Below are 18,021 nucleotides of genomic sequence, written 5' to 3'. Positions count from 1 at the left end.
TGAATTACTTTTGCAAGCCATCGCATTCTCTTATGTTATTAATGAGTTATGCTGATTTGTTAAGCAGTTTTATCACGTTTGAAATGGCGTCCCGCCCCGACTGGTGAATCGTCGGGGCTGATTTTTTCTTATTATTGCAGCAGAAACTTCTCCAGGAACTGGCGGGTGCGAGGCTGCTGAGGATCAGCAAATAACGCTTTTGCTACCCCCTGCTCGACTATCCGCCCCTGGTCCATAAAAATCGCCCGGTCCGCAACATCCCGGGCAAAGCTCATTTCGTGCGTCACAATCACCATCGTGCGCTTTTCCTGCGCCAGCTGACGAATGGTGTTCAGGACTTCGCCCACCAGCTCTGGATCCAGCGCCGACGTTGGCTCATCAAACAAAATCACTTCAGGACGCATTGCCAGAGCACGCGCAATCGCAACGCGCTGCTGTTGACCGCCAGACAAACGACGTGGATAACTGGTTTCTTTACCGGCCAGCCCAACTTTCGCCAGCAGCTCGCGAGCGCGCGCCGTGGCCTCTTCTTTCGGTTCGCCTTTGACGATCACCGGCCCTTCAATAATGTTTTCCAGCACCGTACGATGCGGAAACAGATTAAAGTTCTGGAAGACAAACCCGACGTGCTGACGCAACTGGCGAATCAGCGATTTTTGCTGACTTAATGAACGTGCAGTATCAATAGTGATATCGCCAACGGTGATGGTTCCCGCTTCCGGTTGTTCCAGCAGATTTATGCTGCGTAGCAACGTGGTTTTGCCGGAACCACTCGGACCGATAATAGCCACTACTTCGCCAGGCTTCACCTCAAGGTCGATACCATGCAGCACCGTCTGACCGTGGAATTTTTTCACCAGGTTCTTAACTTCAATGGCACTCATTTGGGTTCCCTCTCCTGGCGATTAAGTTGATTCTCAAAATGGTTCTGCAACGTCGATAACACAGTCGCCATAATCCAGTAGATGAGCGAAGCCGCCAGGTACATGGTGAACACCTCCAGCGTGCGCGAGGTAATCAACTGCGCCTGACGGAACAGCTCCGGCACCTGGATTGTCGCGGCCAGCGACGTATCTTTTACCAGGCTGATAAAGCTGTTCGACAGCGGCGGCAACGCCACCCGCGCCGCCTGTGGCAAAATCGCGCGACGCATGGTCTGCCATGGCGTCATACCAATACTGGCTGCAGCTTCCCACTGACCTTTATCAATAGAAGAAATGGCGGCGCGCAGCGTTTCGGCAGCATAGGCGGCAGTGTTCAGCGACAGACCAATCATTGCTGACGGAATGGGATCTAATTCGATACCAAACTGTGGCAGTCCGTAATAGATCATAAACAGTTGTGCGATGAGCGGCGTACCACGAAAAATAGAGATATAAAAACGCGCCAGCCAGCGCACGGGCCAGATTGGCGACAGGCGCATCAGCGCGAGAATAAACCCGAGCAGTAAGCCAAAAAACATGCCGCCGATACTGAGTTGCAGCGTATACCCAGCCCCTTTCAGCAGGAACGGCAAGGAATCAATAACCAGTTGTATACTTTCTTGCATGAGCGTTCCCGGAGCTAAACGTGGGGATGATAGGCGAACAGCGCAGGCGCGCCGCCGGTATGAATAAACAGAATCGGCCCTTCATCTTTGAAGCGTTTCTGACTGATACCGTCAATCAGCCCCGCCATCGCTTTTCCGGTATACACAGGATCAAGCAGAATGCCTTCCAGCCGCGCCAGCAATTTCACTGCTTCCATGCCTTCGTCGTTCGGCACGCCGTAGCCAGGTGCAAAATAGTCATCCCAGAGTAAAATTTCCGCTGATGCGGTCAGCTCCAGTTCTTTCGCAATCGCCTGTTGGAGGTTAACCACTTTCGGCAATTGATCGGCAACGGAACGCGACACGGTCACGCCAATCAGTTCGCTTTCAGGCATCAGGTGTTCCAGCCCAACAGCCAGTCCGGCGTGAGTTCCGGCACTGCCCGACGCGACCACCACCGACGAAATATTAACTGCCCCTTCACACTGTTGCGCAATTTCCAGCGCACTCTCCACATAACCCAGCGCGCCCAAAGCATTAGAACCGCCAACCGGAATGACATACGGGCGAAAGCCTTGTGCTTCGACTCGCGTCGCCAGCTCTTCCAGTTGGGTATTGGGATCGGTCAGTGCGTCGCACATTTCAATCTGGGTATTGAACAGATCCAGCAACAAACGATTGCCGTTGGTTAAATAGTTTTCTGCGGTTGTGCCAATAGGATTTTCCAGCAGCGCCACGCAGTGCAGACCGAGTTTCGCCGCAACTGCGGCAGTCTGGCGCACATGGTTAGACTGGATCGCCCCAGCAGTAATCAGCGTATCGGCACCTTCACGCAGAGCATCTGCCGCGAGAAATTCCAGCTTACGTAATTTATTGCCGCCCATTGCCATGGGAGTGACGTCATCCCGTTTGATGAAAATTTCCCGTCCAAGATAATCAGAAAAGCGCGGCAGATATTCGAGCGGCGTTGGCGCGCCGATAAACTCCAGCCGTGGAAAACGGGTTAAATTATGCAGTGGCATAACAGCCTCCGATGTGTGTTGTTGTGATTTTCTTATTATGCACGCTGAAAACGCGTAAATAAAAAAGGCGCTAGTGAAAGCGCCCTTTTTTGTCATTATGCTGATTATTTGGTCACATCAGCACCAAACCATTTTTCGGAAAGGGCTTGCAGAGTGCCGTCTTTTTGCATTTCCGCAATTGCATCATTCACTGCTTTCAGCAGGTCTTCATTTCCTTTACGCAACGCCACGCCAGACTCCTGACGGGAGAATGCTTCACCGGTTACTGCCAGCGTATCGTTGGTTTTCTTCACCAGATCCAGCGCCGCCAGACGATCAACGAGGATCGCATCGATACGGCCTACGCGCAGATCCTGATATTTGGTCGGGTCATCATCATAGGTACGCACATCGACACCCTGAACATTCTGACGCAGCCACTCTTCATAGTTGGTGCCCAGACCGACACCCACTTTTTTGCCTTTCAGATCAGCAGCCGTTTTAATGGTGCCTTCGTTACCTTTTTTCACCAGCGCCTGAATACCAGAAATGGTGTACGGGGTAGAGAAATCGTATTTTTTCTTGCGCTCGTCAGAAATGGTGACCTGATTAATCACCACATCAATGCGTTTAGAGTCCAGCGACGCCAGCATACCGTCCCATTTAGTCGGTTTTAGTGACGCCTCAACGCCAAGATGTTTTGCCAGCTGTTGGGCAAATTCCACTTCAAAACCGGTTAATTTGCCGTCATCCCCCTGAAAACTGAACGGCGGATAAGTTCCTTCCAGCCCTACCAGCAGCGTGCCGCGCTCTTTGACTTTATTAAGCAGACCTTCATCTGCAAAACTTTTAACGCTCATACCCGCAACCAGCGCCACGGCCATCACACCCATCAATGCCTGACGTCCCAGATGTGCTAATTTCATATTTACCCCGAATGTTGTTATGTCTGTTTGCAGTGTAGAGCCATTGTTTGTAAACACAAAAACAACTCCGCTACATCTTATTCTTATTTAATATATATCAGAAGCAGGTTGGCTGGAGGATTTCTGCACAAGTCCGGTACACGTTTGACGCTGATAGTGTTGATACTTCCGTAACGCGATGCGGTAATTGTTGGTGCTGGTGGAGGGCAGCCACGGGGCGAGGATTTCATCAAGGAAACCGTCCTGCAGCTGGTCGAGGGAAATATTTTGCTCGTGTAGATGATTCCCCAAACGGCGCAGACGAACGACATATTCACGCACCGTACCAGGGCTCATTTCAGTTTGCTCAAAAAGAAATTGCTTAAAGCCGATAATATCGAAAAAATCACTCTGCGTTTTGCAATGTAAATCACCGCAAAATCGGCACAATGCCGCCCATGATTGTTGTTCCACTTGCCAGCCATTTTCATCAAGCAGCGTATCCAGGCGGGAAATCTCGATTTTATTCACTATTTTGCCGTCGCGAACTAAGGTAATGCGATCGAGTAATTTACGGCAATGCGCGCAATGGGTCTGGCTGTGTTTAAAGTCTTTAAGATAGCGGCTTAATGGCCGTCTTTTCAGGTGCTGCACCATCATTAAGAACTCCTGGTAGTCAAAATTAAAGTGCGGCATTTACTGACGTTATAACTTACCCAGTTTAGTGCGTAACCGTTTAATAGCCTGGCTGTGTAACTGACTGACCCGCGATTCCCCGACCTCCAGCACCGCACCAATCTCTTTGAGATTCAGCTCTTCCTGATAATAGAGAGTTAATACCAGTTTTTCGCGCTCCGGCAACGTTTCGATGGCTTCCATCACCCGCTGGCGCAGATTACTGTCCAGCAGTTATTGTAGCGGGTTTTCTCGCTGATGATCATCAGTAACCAGTTCGATGCTATCGCCGTGCTCTTCGCGCCACTCATCGTAGGAGAAGAGCTGGCTGTTATTGGTGTCGAGCAACATTTGGCGATAATCGGCAATATCGATCCCTAAACGTTCCGCTACCTCAGTTTCCGTGGCGTTGCGGCCAAGTTCCTGCTCCAGTTGCCCTATTGCCTGTGCCACTTCACGCGCGTTGCGTCGCACGCTGCGCGGCACCCAGTCACGGCTGCGAAGTTCATCCAGCATAGCGCCACGTATACGCTGCACTGCGTAAGTTGTAAATGCCGTTCCTTGTAGGGCGTCATAGCGTTCGACGGCATTAAGTAACCCAATGCCGCCCGCCTGTAGCAGATCGTCAAGTTCCACGCTCGCGGGCAGTCGAACCTGCAGGCGCAATGCTTCGTGACGCACCAGCGGGACATAACGCTGCCACAGCGAGTGTTTATCCATTACACCTTCAGCGGTATAGAGTGAATTCACGATAAACAGCCCTGCGTTATATGAGTTATCGGCATGATTATCCGTTTCTGCAGGGTTTTTAATCGGGCGATTAGTGGGTGAAATGAGGGGTTATTTGGGGGTTACCGGTAAATTGCGGGCAGAAAAAAACCCCGCCGTTGGCGGGGAAGCACGTTGCTGACAAATTACGCTTCATGTTGCCGGATGCGGCGTAACGCCTTATCCGGCCTACAAAAATCTGCAAATTAAATAAATTGCAATTCACCTTGTAGGCCTGATAAGCGCAGCGCATCAGGCAATTTGGCGTTGCCGCCAGTCTCAGTTAATCAGGTTACGACGATTAACCCTGCAGCAGAGACAGAACCTGCTGCGGTACCTGGTTGGCTTTTGCCAGTACGGAGTTACCGGCCTGCTGGATAATCTGCGCTTTCGACATGTTGGACACTTCGGTCGCATAGTCGGCGTCCTGAATACGGGACTGCGCTTCAGACAGGTTGGTGGTGGTGTTGTTCAGGTTGGTTACTGCGGAATCCAGACGGTTTTGCACCGCACCGAGGGAGGAGCGGAAAGTATCAACCTGTGCAATAGCTTTGTCTAAAAGTGCCAGTGGATCAGCAGAAGAAGCCCCTGAGAACTGTGCAGTCGGTTTTGCTGTTGATAATTCAACAACAACTTTATTATCTGTTGCTTTTGCCGCAGTATTATCATCAAGTGCCGTTGAAACCGTTGTAGCGTAGTTTTTACCTTGGAATGTTACATATCCCGCAGCCGAGCCGTCAGAGTCAGCGGCAACTTTAATCAGTTGATCTTTCTGAGTAGCCGCAGTCGTTAGTCCATTATCGGTGTCTGTGTATTCGACATCGGCTTTATTCAACGTGACTTTGCCGTCTGTATGATTAATCGACGCGGAGTAGAAATCATTGCCGGATTGAACGACGAACTGTGATGTAGCAGCCCCTTTCGCATCCAGAGTGTTGTGTAACGTCAGGCTAGAAACATCGACTGTTTTACCTGTCGCAGTAGTCAGATCTTTCGCAACAGCAGTGAAATCAACACCAACAGGTTTTGTCCCGGCGGCACCGGTAATTTGAGTAATGGAATCACTAACGTTAAGTGACTGACCCGAAACGGAGAAACCGTTCAGTCCTAATGTAGAAGAGTCAATCTTCTGCAAATCAATGCTAATAGTCTGCCCATCATTCGCGCCAACCTGAATCTTCATCGAACCATCTTTCGCCAGCACATTCACGCCGTTGAACTGGGTCTGACCGGAAACGCGATCAATTTCATCCAGACGGGATTTGATTTCGTCCTGAATAGAAGACAGGTCAGAATCAGAGTTAGTCCCGGTCGTCGCCTGAACGGTCAACTCACGCACACGCTGCAAGTTGTTGTTGATTTCAGACAGTGCGCCTTCCGTGGTCTGCGCCAGAGAAATACCGTCGTTGGCGTTACGTGCGGCCTGAGTCAGACCTTTGATGTTAGAAGTGAAGCGGTTAGCAATCGCCTGGCCCGCAGCGTCATCTTTAGCGCTGTTAATACGCAGACCAGAAGAGAGGCGCTCGATAGAAGTCGACAGCGCAGACTGGTTTTTGTTGATGTTGTTCTGAGTGATCAGCGAGAGGCTGTTGGTATTAATGACTTGTGCCATAATTCATTTTCCTGTTTTCAAGTCTACGGTTTAAGTATTGGGCTTCCACCCTTCGGCTTCGTCGCCGTCAACCCTGTTATCGTCTGGTCACTCACAACCTTTAGAATTTTTTTCTAGCGGTCGAAATACTCCCCTTCCTCGTTGCTGTTCGTGCCATTAAGGCAAAAAATAAATCGTAAACTTTACCCCGCTTACGCCGATAACCCCGGTATTCGTTCTATACACGTCGCATGATTAAGGAAACTATATGGCTAGTATTTCAACGCTTGGGGTTGGGTCGGGGCTGGACTTAAGCAGCATCCTTGACAGTCTGGAGGCGGCAGAAAAATCTACCCTGACGCCGATATCAAAACAGCAAAGCTCTTACACCGCGAAACTGAGCGCCTACGGGACGCTGAAAAGTGCACTAGAGAGTTTCCAGACAGCCAACACAGCACTGAATAAAGCCGATTTATTTACCGCCACCTCAACCACCAGCAGTTCATCGGCTTTCAGCGCCACCACCACGGGCAGCGCGATTGCTGGGAAATACACCATTAGCGTTAGCCAACTGGCGCAGGCACAGACGCTGACAACAAAAAATAGTCAAAAAGACAGTAAAGCCGCCATCGCCACCAGCGATAGCGTACTGACCATCCAACAAGGCGGCGGTAAAGATCCTGTCACGATTGATATCAGCGCGGGTAACTCGTCACTTTCCGGCATTCGCGATGCCATTAACAACGCCAAAGCTGGTGTCAGCGCCAGTATCATCAATGTGGGAAACGGCGAATATCGTCTGTCCATCACCGCTAACGATACGGGCAGCGATAACGCTATGAAACTTAGCGTCAGCGGCGACAGCGCCCTGGAAAGTTTTATGGGTTACAACGGAACGCCGGGTGATAGCAGCAATGGCATGATTGAAAGCGTCACCGCGCAAAACGCCAAACTGACAGTCAATAACGTTGAGATTGAAAACAGCAGTAACACTATCAGCGACTCACTGGAAGATATCACCCTCAACCTGAATGACGTCACCACCGGTAATCAGACACTGACCATCAGTAAAGACACATCCAAAGCTGAAAATGCGGTTAAAGCGTGGGTGGATGCCTATAACACATTGCAGGATACATTCAGCAGCTTAACCAAATACACCGCTGTCGATGCCGGAGCTGAAAGTCAGGACTCCAGTAATGGCGCATTACTCGGTGACTCCACACTGCGTACCATCCAGACTCAGCTTAAAACCTTGCTCGCCAATACTCACAGCAGTTCAAACTATAAAACGCTGGCACAGATTGGCATTACCAGCGATGCCAGTACCGGCAAGCTGGAAATCGCGACTGACAAATTGCAAACGGCGCTAAAAAATGATGCCGCTGGTATCGGTGAAATGTTTATAGGTGACGGCAAAAGTACTGGGGTAACCACCGGCATTAGTAGCAACCTGACCAGTTGGCTCTCTTCCACCGGGATAATCCAGGCAGCAAAAGATGGCGTCAGCAAAACGCTGAATAATTTGACCGACCAGTACAACGCAGCCAGTGAACGTATCGATACCTTAATGACGCGCTATAAAGCCCAGTTCACCCAATTAGATGTGTTAATGAACTCGCTGAACTCCACTAGTAGCTATCTGACACAGCAGTTCGACACCTCAAATAGCAACTCGAAATAATCTTCAGGAGAGACTATGTACGCGGCAAAAGGCACCCAGGCCTATGCACAAATTGGCGTCGAAAGCGCCGTAATGAGCGCCAGCCAACAGCAGTTGGTCACCATGCTATTTGATGGAGTGCTGAGCGCACTGGTTAGAGCGCGCCTGTTTATGCAGGACAACAATCAGCAAGGCAAAGGTGTCTCTTTGTCAAAAGCGATCAACATCATTGAGAACGGACTGCGGGTGAGTCTTGATGAAGAGAGCAAAGACGAATTAACCCAAAACTTAATTGCTCTTTATAGCTATATGGTCAGGCGTTTGCTGCAAGCCAATTTACGCAACGATGTCTCCGCAGTCGAAGAGGTGGAAGCATTAATGCGTAATATTGCCGATGCCTGGAAAGCGTCTTTACTCTCCCCTTCTTTGATTCAGGACCCAGTCTGATGAACAATGCACCGCATTTGTATTTCGCCTGGCAACAACTCGTCGAAAAAAGCCAGCTCATGTTACGCCTGGCGACAGAAGAACAATGGGACGAACTCATCGCCAGCGAAATGGCGTATGTGAATGCGGTGCAGGAGATTGCACATCTGACTGAAGAGATTGACCCATCCACCACGATGCAGGAGCAGCTCCGCCCGATGCTGCTCCTGATTCTCGACAACGAAAGCAAGGTAAAGCAGTTATTACAGATTCGGATGGATGAACTGGCGAAACTGGTCGGTCAGTCATCGGTGCAAAAATCGGTGTTAAGTGCCTATGGCGATCAGGGCGGCTTTGTGCTGGCTCCGCAGGATAACCTCTTTTGAATCTTAATGAGCCGATGGCTCGCGAATAATCCGATTACGGCTACGCTTCTAATATTCCCCTTGAATGGAGTCGAAGAATGCGTAATCCCACTCTGTTACAATGTTTTCACTGGTATTACCCGGAAGGCGGTAAGCTCTGGCCTGAACTGGCCGAGCGCGCAGACGGTTTTAATGATATTGGTATCAATATGGTCTGGTTGCCGCCCGCCTATAAAGGCGCATCGGGCGGCTATTCGGTCGGCTACGACTCCTATGATTTATTTGATTTAGGTGAGTTTGATCAGAAAGGCAGCATCCCTACTAAATATGGTGATAAAGCACAACTGCTGGCCGCCATTGACGCCCTGAAACGTAATGACATTGCGGTGCTGCTGGACGTGGTAGTCAACCACAAAATGGGCGCGGATGAAAAAGAAGCTATTCGCGTGCAGCGTGTAAATGCTGATGACCGTACGCAAATTGACGAAGAAATCATTGAGTGTGAAGGCTGGACGCGTTACACCTTCCCCGCTCGTGCCGGGCAATACTCGCAGTTTATCTGGGATTTCAAATGTTTTAGCGGTATCGACCATATCGAACACCCTGATGAAGATGGCATTTTTAAAATTGTTAACGACTATACCGGAGAAGGCTGGAACGATCAGGTTGATGATGAACTCGGTAATTTCGATTATCTGATGGGTGAGAATATCGATTTTCGCAATCATGCCGTGACGGAAGAGATTAAATACTGGGCGCGCTGGGTGATGGAACAAACGCAATGCGACGGCTTTCGTCTTGATGCGGTCAAACATATTCCGGCATGGTTTTATAAAGAGTGGATCGAACACGTACAGGAAGTTGCGCCAAAGCCGCTGTTTATTGTGGCTGAATACTGGTCGCATGAAGTCGATAAACTGCAAACGTATATTGATCAGGTGGAAGGCAAAACCATGCTGTTTGATGCGCCGCTGCAGATGAAATTCCATGAAGCATCGCGCATGGGTCGCGACTACGACATGACGCAGATCTTCACTGGGACGCTGGTGGAAGCCGATCCTTTTCACGCCGTAACCCTCGTTGCCAACCACGACACCCAACCGTTGCAAGCCCTCGAAGCCCCCGTCGAACCGTGGTTTAAACCGCTGGCGTATGCCTTAATTTTGTTGCGGGAAAATGGCGTTCCTTCGGTGTTCTATCCGGACCTCTACGGTGCACATTATGAAGATGTCGGTGGTGACGGGCAAACCTATCCGATAGATATGCCAATAATCGAACAGCTTGATGAGTTAATTCTCGCCCGTCAGCGTTTCGCCCACGGTGTACAGACGTTATTTTTCGACCATCCGAACTGCATTGCCTTTAGCCGCAGTGGCACCGACGAATATCCCGGCTGCGTGGTGGTCATGTCGAACGGAGATGATGGCGAAAAAACCATTCATCTGGGAGAGAATTACGGCAATAAAACCTGGCGTGATTTTCTGGGGAACCGGCAAGAGAGCGTAGTGACCGACGAAAACGGCGAAGCAACCTTCTTTTGCAACGGCGGCAGCGTCAGCGTGTGGGTTATCGAAGAGGTGATTTAAATTCATCCCCGGCGGCAAGCCGGGGAGATTTCATTACGGCAGTGGCGTCGGTAACGGCGCTTTATCCAGCGCGGCGGCACACTCTGCCGTCGGGCGATCCACACGCTCCATCGTCATACCATCGTACTCAATGGTGTTACCGTCACGCTCAACCTCGTACAGCTCACGTTTTACGGTAACGTTAGTGAGATCATCAGACATCAATGTCAACTTACCCGGCACGGCAATCACCCGCTGCCACTGACGGCAATCGAGGGTATCGCCCTCTTTAGTGACAATGAGGCTGCCTATCGCTTCCGGACTGACCAACGCACGTTGCGGCCCTTTGGTCTGCCAGTAACCCGTCAGCCAGTCCGGCGCGGGGGTTTTCACGACATTGTTATAGTTTTCGACTTCGGCACAGCCCGCCAGCAACATGAGCGCACCTGCAATTGCGAGTTTTTTCATCATTCGTCCTGCATGAGAAGAAAAGAGGATTGTGGCATTAAAGCCCTGATGTCGCCAGCCTTTCCAGGCTCAGAGAGAAATTTGATCTAACCATTATTTTTGTGAATTATTACCCCGAAAATAAATTTGCATGGTGTATGATTCGCGACTCTTGTTTCAAACCTTCTGAGTTCAGAGGCTACATTCATGTCATGGCAGCAATTCAAACACGCCTGGTTGATTAAATTCTGGGCACCCATCCCTGCGGTCATCGCGGCGGGTATTCTCTCCACTTACTATTTTGGCATCACTGGCACATTTTGGGCAGTCACGGGTGAATTTACCCGTTGGGGCGGTCAGCTTTTGCAGCTGTTTGGCGTCCATGCTGAAGAGTGGGGTTATTTTAAAATTATCCATCTGGAAGGATCGCCATTAACCCGCATCGACGGAATGATGATCCTCGGTATGTTTGGCGGCTGTTTTGCCGCAGCGCTGTGGGCCAACAATGTCAAACTGCGCATGCCGCGCAGCCGTATCCGCATTATGCAGGCCATCATTGGCGGTATTATCGCCGGTTTTGGCGCACGTCTGGCAATGGGCTGTAACCTGGCGGCGTTCTTTACCGGAATTCCACAGTTCTCGCTGCACGCCTGGTTCTTTGCCATCGCCACTGCCATTGGTTCATGGTTTGGCGCGCGCTTTACCCTGCTGCCCATCTTCCGTATTCCCGTGAAAATGCAGAAAGTTTCTGCTGCCTCACCGTTGACGCAAAAACCGGATCAGGCGCGGCGTCGTTTTCGTCTCGGGATGCTGGTCTTTTTCGGCATGCTGGGCTGGGCGCTGCTGACGGCGATGAACCAGCCCAAACTGGGGCTGGCAATGCTGTTTGGCGTCGGCTTTGGTTTACTGATTGAACGTGCGCAAATCTGCTTTACTTCGGCGTTCCGCGATATGTGGATCACCGGACGTACCCATATGGCGAAAGCAATCATTATCGGTATGGCGGTAAGTGCCATCGGGATCTTCAGTTACGTACAGTTAGGCGTTGAACCCAAAATCATGTGGGCGGGACCAAACGCGGTAATTGGTGGTTTACTGTTTGGTTTTGGCATCGTGCTGGCAGGCGGCTGCGAAACCGGCTGGATGTACCGCGCGGTAGAAGGCCAGGTGCACTACTGGTGGGTCGGTCTGGGCAACGTGATCGGCTCAACGATTCTGGCGTATTACTGGGATGATTTCGCTCCGGCGCTGGCCACCGACTGGGACAAAATCAACCTCCTGAAAACCTTTGGCCCGATGGGCGGCCTGCTGGTGACATATTTGCTGTTGTTTGCAGCTCTAATGTTGATTATCGGCTGGGAAAAACGCTTCTTCCGCCGTGCGGCACCGCAGATTGCTAAGGAGATCGCATGAAAAATATCGTTCCTGATTACCGTCTTGATATGGTGGGTGAACCCTGCCCTTATCCGGCAGTCGCAACCCTTGAGGCGATGCCGCAGTTAAAAAAAGGGGAGATCCTGGAAGTGGTGAGCGACTGTCCGCAGTCGATCAATAATATTCCACTGGATGCGCGTAATCACGGCTATACGGTGCTGGATATTCAGCAAGACGGGCCGACCATTCGTTATTTAATTCAGAAGTAATCCCTCATTCCCGCTGTGGCCCACAGCGGGAACATCATTACCTCTCTATCACATAGATTTTACCCGCCCCCTCTCCTATTCTTTTCAGTGTGACCTCAGGAGGTTTCTATGTGTGGACGCTTTGCTCAATCCCAAACGCGTGAAGATTACCTTGCGCTTCTCGCGGAAGATATTGAACGCGATATTCCCTACGATCCCGAACCTATTGGCAGATACAACGTCGCGCCGGGAACCAAAGTCCTTCTGCTCAGTGAACGTGATGAACACCTTCATCTGGATCCGGTTTTCTGGGGATATGCTCCCGGAGGGTGGGATAAACCGCCGCTGATTAACGCCCGCGTAGAAACTGCCGCAACCAGTCGCATGTTTAAACCGCTCTGGCAACATGGTCGGGCAATCTGCTTTGCCGATGGCTGGTTTGAGTGGAAAAAAGAAGGCGACAAAAAACAGCCTTATTTTATCTATCGCGCAGATGGACAACCTGTTTTTATAGCCGCGATAGGTAGCACACCGTTTGAGCGCGGTGACGAAGCCGAAGGATTTTTAATTGTCACTGCAGCAGCAGACCAGGGTCTGGTAGATATTCATGACCGCCGCCCGCTGGTACTGTCGCCAGAAGCTGCACGGGAATGGATGCGGCAAGAGATTAGCGGTAAAGAAGCCTCTGAAATTGCTGCCAGTGGCTGTGTTCCAGCAAACCAGTTCACCTGGCACCCGGTATCGTGCGCGGTGGGTAATGTTAAAAACCAGGGCGCGGAGTTAATTCAACCTGTTTGATAAGCCTGGAGATTATCTACACCTGGATGGACATCATTGTACTATGCCCCGTACATGCCCCATCACATCCTCAACATCAAAGTATTAGAGCCTTGCAAACCATTATGCGTCTCAGTTTGTCTCATCTATCTTACGCAAAAAAAAATAGAACTAATATCAAGCGGCGCTATATTGCGTATTAAATAAAACCACCTCAATTACATTAATAAATCTAAACAAATATCATGCAAATAATTTCCATGGTTATTTTTAGGCTATTTAAATTAAAAAAATAAATTATGAGTCAAACATAAATAACAACCTTTAATATAATTTGACTACCAAATTTATATTCGTTCACAAAATAGTCATGCATTGTGTGCAATAGAAACAGTTCAGATAAAAATAGGGATCTACTTCACAATTTAAATGAGAAACTAAAACTTACATCTTGAAATAATCTCATTGATTAGATGAATATTTGTAGTGCAGTGACATCATTTTTAAATAATAGTTCAAATAAAAGGGCTCACGATGAAAAAATTAACAGTGGCAATTTCTGCTGTAGCTGCATCAGTACTGATGGCGATGTCTGCTCAGGCAGCAGAGATTTACAATAAAGACAGTAACAAGCTGGATCTGTACGGAAAAGTTAATGCTAAGCACTACTTCTCTTCTAACGATGCAGATGATGGCGACACAACTTATGTTCGTCTGGGCTTCAAAGGCGAAACTCAAATCAACGATCAACTGACTGGTTTCGGTCAGTGGGAATATGAATTCAAAGGCAACCGTGCTGAATCTCAAGGTTCTTCCAAAGATAAAACCCGTCTTGCCTTCGCTGGCCTGAAATTCGGTGACTACGGCTCCATCGATTATGGCCGTAACTACGGTGTAGCATACGATATCGGTGCATGGACCGACGTTCTGCCAGAATTCGGTGGCGATACCTGGACCCAAACAGATGTGTTCATGACTGGTCGCACCACAGGTGTTGCAACCTATCGTAACAACGACTTCTTTGGTCTGGTTGATGGTCTGAACTTTGCTGCTCAGTATCAGGGTAAAAATGACCGCACTGACGTAACTGAAGCTAACGGTGATGGTTTCGGTTTCTCCACTACTTATGAGTATGAAGGATTCGGTGTAGGTGCAACCTATGCTAAATCTGACCGCACTAATGATCAGGTTATCTACGGTAACAACAGCCTGAATGCATCTGGTCAAAATGCTGAAGTATGGGCAGCTGGTCTGAAATATGATGCGAACAACATCTATCTGGCTACCACCTATTCTGAAACCCAGAACATGACTGTTTTTGGTAATAACCATATTGCCAACAAAGCACAAAACTTCGAAGTAGTTGCACAATATCAGTTCGACTTCGGTCTGCGTCCGTCCGTTGCTTACCTGCAATCTAAAGGAAAAGACTTGGGTGCGTGGGGTGATCAGGACCTGGTTGAATATATTGATGTAGGTGCAACCTATTACTTCAACAAAAATATGTCCACTTTTGTTGATTACAAAATCAACCTGATTGATAAGAGCGATTTCACGAAAGCATCTGGCGTTGCTACCGATGATATCGTTGCTGTAGGATTGGTTTACCAGTTCTAATCTGATTACTCAAAGATATGTTGTGGGAGGCTTTGCCTCCCCAACATATAAGTGGCGCCCTCAAGCCACTTTCCTTAGAAGCACTATCTTGCTTCTGACTATATAAACCTTCTGTTATATATTACCCTTTATTTTCTGGGGCGTTTCAACGCCCCATTTTTAATAATACTCAGTGAACAATTAACGTATCAATTAGATTTAATAACAACGATATCCGTACCTAACCGGATATCTAATGTCATAAGCATCCCTTTAATTATCCCCTCAACCTCTTGTAACTTTCCCACTCTTGAACTCCACATAGTCCAAACGCCGGATGCAAAAAAATCACACGTGCATTTCTGAAATTGTGATGAAGGAAGATAGTATCAATTATATGTGCTTATAAACGTCCCCGATTAGCGCAGAAGTCACCGGATTGTTCAGGCTCCAATAGGTTGAGTATGCCGTATTTATTTTCCAAAATAAAAATCGATGCTGTTGCTCCTTCATAAAATACTTTTACTCTCTGGACGCTTTTCTTAGCTCTCTTGGTGTTATCTTAAAACGATTATGGAACCTTTCAGTAAAACGAGAAGGACACTTGTAACCATTTTCCCTGGCAATCTCGCTGATGGGTTTTACTGTCGTTTGTATAGCAGACAACGCATTATTTAACCTCACGTCGTCCAATATACTTTGAAAACTTATTCCCTCGCTTGCCAGACGGCGATGCAATGTGGAAACAGAAATGTAGAGATATCTCGCTACCTTGTTTGCTGTCCATTTTGTTCCAGGTTCGGATAGCATTAGGTTATAACAACGACTTATTAATGATTGTTTACTATCTGATAAAAGTAAACAATTAACATGATGTGCTCCTAATGAAAGTAGAACGCCCATTGCTAAGTGTTCCTGAATTTGCGTTGAGAAGCCTCGGAAAATAGATGTTTTTAGTTGCTCCCAACAATATATTAACTCGGGGTTCTGAGGTAAGCAGAAACCTGTCGTGTTACGAATTTGATCAGTTATCGCATAAAATTTTTGAAACTTTTCAATTAGATCAATGGGATAATAAAGCATTTCTGCAAGATAAAGACCTGCTTCTGGATAATTCGCAATATAAAATTCATATCCACAGGGAAATAATATTATCTGATTATTATCAACAGTTAGACTATGCGTCTCCCAATTGATAACTTTTTTTCCCTGACGGATACGACATAAAGCTGGCATAAGAGGCTTAACCCTGTGAATCTCATGATGTTTATGCATCCGTATTTCTTCAATCTTTAGGTTAGACTTATCTTTTGCCAGCATACTCTTACCCTACTTTATCTCATAAACTGGTGTTATCTCAGCGGTTGCAATTTTATTGGCATTAAGCATATAACCAACTAACGCTCCGCTGGAATTAGAATCCACAGGAATCTTATCAGTTTTTAGAGCCCATACTTTAAACTGGTAATGATGGGGTTTATCTCCTTTGGGAGGACATGCTCCACCAAATCCTGCATAACCAAAATCATTTCGGCCTTGAACAGCACCAGTCGGAAGTTTTGTACCATCACGTCTTCCTGCATCAGTGGGCAAATATGTTACAGTTGCTGGAATATTAGCAACAGTCCAGTGCCACCATCCACTGCCTGTAGGAGCATCTGGATCATACACAGTTACGGCAAAGCTTTTGGTGCCTTCAGGAGCACCAGACCAGGTTAATGAGGGCGATGTATTACCCCCTTCACACCCAAATCCAGAAAATACATGAGACGTTGTAAGTTGCTCTCCTGTTTTTATTTCATTACTAGTGACCTGAAATGCTGCGGCCTGCGCAGAAAATGTTATGAATGCCAATACACTTGAAACGATAAGTTTTTTCATAAAAACCTCATTGTTGTGACCTATCGTTATTTTATTTGATGTGCCTTGATCTCATTATGCATAAAGGCGCAATGATCGCGCAAATGCAATCATAATTATAAAGGTGCCCCGAACATTAGCCATAATATGCACAAATCAGATTCCTGTTATCTCAAGGATAATTATTTTTTAATGCGGTGCACTTCGTGACAACAAGTTAATGACTAACACACCGGCACAAATCAACATCATGCCTATGATAGCTGGCAGGTCCAGTCGTTGACCAAAAAATCCCCAGGAAAGCAAACTAATCAGAACGATACCGACTCCTGACCAGATAGCATAAGCAATCCCTGTAGGTATATAAGCCAGCGTCTGAGCTAATAACCAGAATGATGCACAATAGCAAATAATTGTGCCAACAGAGGGCCATAACCGTGTAAATCCCTCTGAAAACTTCATTAAGGTTGTACCAATGACCTCTGCAAGTATTGCGCCACCAAGATAAATATAAGGGTTCATAGCATATTCTTTCCTGTTCATACTGGAGAGAATTGTACTACAGTTTGAACACAACTCACCGTTTTCATCCTGGTGTATGTGTATCCAGGGGGCTCTGGCGTGGCAAGAGATAAAGGCAGGAACAATAATGATCAGAAGGAACCCCAGGCTAACGAATGAGTTCACTCTTCCTGGGAGCAAAGCGAAGACAAAACATGTTATCGCGTTTACGGATCGTGGATGGCAGAAAACAACCAGGATCAGGTATCCATTTTAAACCAGAAATTGAGTGAGTTTGCCCCATCCATGCCCCACGCTGTGGGATCGGATATAATTAAACAAGCATAGTCAACAGGTTACACAACCTACACCTGCATGGACATCACTTCCTGATACGCCGCCACCAGCTTATTACGCACCTGAATCCCCATTTGCATAGAAACTGAGGCTTTTTGCATATCGGTCATCACATCGTTTAGCGCCACGCCGGGTTCACCGAGGGTGAATTTTTCTGCCTGCGTGCGGGCGACTGTTTGTGTATCGCTTATGCGATCGAGCGCGGCGTGCAGCTGCCCGGCAAAACTAATGGTCGGTTGCGGCAGTGATTCCTGCGCACGCGCACTCATCGCCGTAGCCTGTAACTGGCTGATAACCCCTTCAATCCCCTGTATCGCTGACATTTTCGTCTCCCGGATAATTTCTGGTAGCAAAGCCTACCAGTAAGTCAATAA

At 48.1% G+C, this 18,021-nt stretch carries 19 protein-coding genes and 1 pseudogene; 8 read left to right on the top strand and 12 right to left on the bottom strand.

Going from position 1 to position 18,021, the window contains the following annotated elements; genetic code table 11:
• Positions 1-131: 131 nt before the first annotated feature.
• From tcyN to C4F37_RS05330, 7 genes and pseudogenes are all read right to left on the bottom strand, one after another.
• On the bottom strand, positions 132-884 hold the full coding sequence (gene tcyN, locus C4F37_RS05360; RefSeq protein WP_001273000.1) for an L-cystine ABC transporter ATP-binding protein TcyN: 753 nt from the start codon (positions 882-884) through the stop codon (positions 132-134).
• Positions 881-1,549, bottom strand: a complete 669-nt coding sequence (gene tcyL, locus C4F37_RS05355) for a cystine ABC transporter permease (protein WP_001158220.1) — start codon at positions 1,547-1,549, stop codon at positions 881-883. The genes tcyN and tcyL overlap by 4 nt, the downstream gene beginning before the upstream one ends.
• A 14-nt stretch (positions 1,550-1,563) precedes the next feature.
• Entirely contained in the window at positions 1,564-2,550 is a 987-nt protein-coding gene (dcyD, locus tag C4F37_RS05350) for a D-cysteine desulfhydrase (protein WP_001128237.1), read from the bottom strand.
• A 104-nt stretch (positions 2,551-2,654) separates the two neighbouring features.
• Positions 2,655-3,455, bottom strand: a complete 801-nt coding sequence (gene tcyJ, locus C4F37_RS05345; protein WP_001295643.1) for a cystine ABC transporter substrate-binding protein — start codon at positions 3,453-3,455, stop codon at positions 2,655-2,657.
• Between the two features lie 87 nt (positions 3,456-3,542).
• Positions 3,543-4,094, bottom strand: coding sequence for a flagella biosynthesis regulatory protein FliZ (gene fliZ / locus C4F37_RS05340; RefSeq protein WP_001298510.1), 552 nt, complete (start codon positions 4,092-4,094; stop codon positions 3,543-3,545).
• A 45-nt stretch (positions 4,095-4,139) separates the two neighbouring features.
• A pseudogene (gene fliA, locus C4F37_RS05335) lies at positions 4,140-4,859 on the bottom strand (RNA polymerase sigma factor FliA).
• Between the two features lie 319 nt (positions 4,860-5,178).
• Complete coding sequence (locus C4F37_RS05330; protein WP_001538885.1) at positions 5,179-6,489, bottom strand: FliC/FljB family flagellin; 1,311 nt, start codon at positions 6,487-6,489, stop codon at positions 5,179-5,181.
• 247 nt (positions 6,490-6,736) lie between these two features.
• Between C4F37_RS05330 and fliD the strand changes: the two genes are divergently transcribed.
• The 4 genes from fliD (at position 6,737) to amyA (ending at position 10,508) form a co-directional block, all read left to right on the top strand.
• Positions 6,737-8,152 (top strand): flagellar filament capping protein FliD, encoded by a 1,416-nt coding sequence (gene fliD, locus C4F37_RS05325; RefSeq protein WP_000146828.1) that lies wholly within the window; start codon positions 6,737-6,739, stop codon positions 8,150-8,152.
• Between the two features lie 15 nt (positions 8,153-8,167).
• A complete protein-coding gene (gene fliS / locus C4F37_RS05320; RefSeq protein ID WP_001538886.1) occupies positions 8,168-8,578 on the top strand; it encodes a flagellar export chaperone FliS in 411 nt (136 codons plus the stop codon).
• On the top strand, positions 8,578-8,943 hold the full coding sequence (gene fliT / locus C4F37_RS05315) for a flagella biosynthesis regulatory protein FliT (RefSeq protein ID WP_001538887.1): 366 nt from the start codon (positions 8,578-8,580) through the stop codon (positions 8,941-8,943). Before fliS ends, fliT begins: the two co-directional genes overlap by 1 nt.
• 77 nt (positions 8,944-9,020) lie before the next feature.
• On the top strand, positions 9,021-10,508 hold the full coding sequence (gene amyA, locus C4F37_RS05310; protein ID WP_001245691.1) for an alpha-amylase: 1,488 nt from the start codon (positions 9,021-9,023) through the stop codon (positions 10,506-10,508).
• Positions 10,509-10,541: 33 nt separating this feature from the next.
• Here amyA and yedD read toward each other — a convergent pair whose 3' ends face one another.
• Entirely contained in the window at positions 10,542-10,955 is a 414-nt protein-coding gene (yedD, locus tag C4F37_RS05305; protein ID WP_001296171.1) for a lipoprotein YedD, read from the bottom strand.
• A 186-nt stretch (positions 10,956-11,141) separates the two neighbouring features.
• Here yedD and yedE point away from each other — a divergent pair, with 186 nt between their 5' ends.
• The 4 genes from yedE (at position 11,142) to ompC (ending at position 14,950) form a co-directional block, all read left to right on the top strand.
• Positions 11,142-12,347 (top strand): selenium metabolism membrane protein YedE/FdhT, encoded by a 1,206-nt coding sequence (gene yedE / locus C4F37_RS05295; RefSeq protein ID WP_000118896.1) that lies wholly within the window; start codon positions 11,142-11,144, stop codon positions 12,345-12,347.
• Entirely contained in the window at positions 12,344-12,577 is a 234-nt protein-coding gene (gene yedF, locus C4F37_RS05290) for a sulfurtransferase-like selenium metabolism protein YedF (RefSeq protein WP_000790504.1), read from the top strand. Before yedE ends, yedF begins: the two co-directional genes overlap by 4 nt.
• 108 nt (positions 12,578-12,685) lie before the next feature.
• Complete coding sequence (locus C4F37_RS05285; protein WP_001538888.1) at positions 12,686-13,354, top strand: SOS response-associated peptidase; 669 nt, start codon at positions 12,686-12,688, stop codon at positions 13,352-13,354.
• Positions 13,355-13,867: 513 nt separating this feature from the next.
• Positions 13,868-14,950 (top strand): porin OmpC, encoded by a 1,083-nt coding sequence (gene ompC / locus C4F37_RS05275; protein WP_000737290.1) that lies wholly within the window; start codon positions 13,868-13,870, stop codon positions 14,948-14,950.
• Between the two features lie 501 nt (positions 14,951-15,451).
• On the opposite strand, the gene C4F37_RS05265 is transcribed toward ompC, so the two are convergent.
• From C4F37_RS05265 to fliE, 4 genes are all read right to left on the bottom strand, one after another.
• Positions 15,452-16,249, bottom strand: coding sequence for a helix-turn-helix transcriptional regulator (locus C4F37_RS05265; protein ID WP_000879821.1), 798 nt, complete (start codon positions 16,247-16,249; stop codon positions 15,452-15,454).
• Between the two features lie 9 nt (positions 16,250-16,258).
• Positions 16,259-16,810, bottom strand: a complete 552-nt coding sequence (gene ybcL / locus C4F37_RS05260; protein ID WP_001313946.1) for a Raf kinase inhibitor-like protein YbcL — start codon at positions 16,808-16,810, stop codon at positions 16,259-16,261.
• Positions 16,811-16,978: 168 nt separating this feature from the next.
• Positions 16,979-17,311 (bottom strand): multidrug efflux SMR transporter EmrE, encoded by a 333-nt coding sequence (emrE, locus tag C4F37_RS05255; protein WP_001070440.1) that lies wholly within the window; start codon positions 17,309-17,311, stop codon positions 16,979-16,981.
• A 344-nt stretch (positions 17,312-17,655) separates the two neighbouring features.
• On the bottom strand, positions 17,656-17,970 hold the full coding sequence (gene fliE / locus C4F37_RS05240; RefSeq protein ID WP_001274301.1) for a flagellar hook-basal body complex protein FliE: 315 nt from the start codon (positions 17,968-17,970) through the stop codon (positions 17,656-17,658).
• Positions 17,971-18,021: the final 51 nt, after the last annotated feature.

This window comes from Escherichia sp. R1 (assembly GCF_003000935.1).
GTDB classification, from domain to species: domain Bacteria; phylum Pseudomonadota; class Gammaproteobacteria; order Enterobacterales; family Enterobacteriaceae; genus Escherichia; species Escherichia coli.
The sequence above is the reverse complement of the archived record's forward strand: the minus strand, read 5'-3'. Positions and strand labels throughout refer to the sequence as shown.

Coding starts and splice junctions, on each gene's coding strand:
- tcyJ (WP_001295643.1), bottom strand. CDS start 3,455: ATGAAATTAGCACATCTGGGACGTCAGGCATTGATGGGTGTGATGGCC.
- amyA (WP_001245691.1), top strand. CDS start 9,021: ATGCGTAATCCCACTCTGTTACAATGTTTTCACTGGTATTACCCGGAA.
- yedF (WP_000790504.1), top strand. CDS start 12,344: ATGAAAAATATCGTTCCTGATTACCGTCTTGATATGGTGGGTGAACCC.
- yedE (WP_000118896.1), top strand. CDS start 11,142: ATGTCATGGCAGCAATTCAAACACGCCTGGTTGATTAAATTCTGGGCA.
- ybcL (WP_001313946.1), bottom strand. CDS start 16,810: ATGAAAAAACTTATCGTTTCAAGTGTATTGGCATTCATAACATTTTCT.
- ompC (WP_000737290.1), top strand. CDS start 13,868: ATGAAAAAATTAACAGTGGCAATTTCTGCTGTAGCTGCATCAGTACTG.
- fliS (WP_001538886.1), top strand. CDS start 8,168: ATGTACGCGGCAAAAGGCACCCAGGCCTATGCACAAATTGGCGTCGAA.
- fliZ (WP_001298510.1), bottom strand. CDS start 4,094: ATGATGGTGCAGCACCTGAAAAGACGGCCATTAAGCCGCTATCTTAAA.
- fliD (WP_000146828.1), top strand. CDS start 6,737: ATGGCTAGTATTTCAACGCTTGGGGTTGGGTCGGGGCTGGACTTAAGC.
- C4F37_RS05265 (WP_000879821.1), bottom strand. CDS start 16,249: ATGCTGGCAAAAGATAAGTCTAACCTAAAGATTGAAGAAATACGGATG.
- fliT (WP_001538887.1), top strand. CDS start 8,578: ATGAACAATGCACCGCATTTGTATTTCGCCTGGCAACAACTCGTCGAA.
- dcyD (WP_001128237.1), bottom strand. CDS start 2,550: ATGCCACTGCATAATTTAACCCGTTTTCCACGGCTGGAGTTTATCGGC.
- fliE (WP_001274301.1), bottom strand. CDS start 17,970: ATGTCAGCGATACAGGGGATTGAAGGGGTTATCAGCCAGTTACAGGCT.
- C4F37_RS05330 (WP_001538885.1), bottom strand. CDS start 6,489: ATGGCACAAGTCATTAATACCAACAGCCTCTCGCTGATCACTCAGAAC.
- tcyL (WP_001158220.1), bottom strand. CDS start 1,549: ATGCAAGAAAGTATACAACTGGTTATTGATTCCTTGCCGTTCCTGCTG.
- emrE (WP_001070440.1), bottom strand. CDS start 17,311: ATGAACCCTTATATTTATCTTGGTGGCGCAATACTTGCAGAGGTCATT.
- tcyN (WP_001273000.1), bottom strand. CDS start 884: ATGAGTGCCATTGAAGTTAAGAACCTGGTGAAAAAATTCCACGGTCAG.
- C4F37_RS05285 (WP_001538888.1), top strand. CDS start 12,686: ATGTGTGGACGCTTTGCTCAATCCCAAACGCGTGAAGATTACCTTGCG.
- yedD (WP_001296171.1), bottom strand. CDS start 10,955: ATGAAAAAACTCGCAATTGCAGGTGCGCTCATGTTGCTGGCGGGCTGT.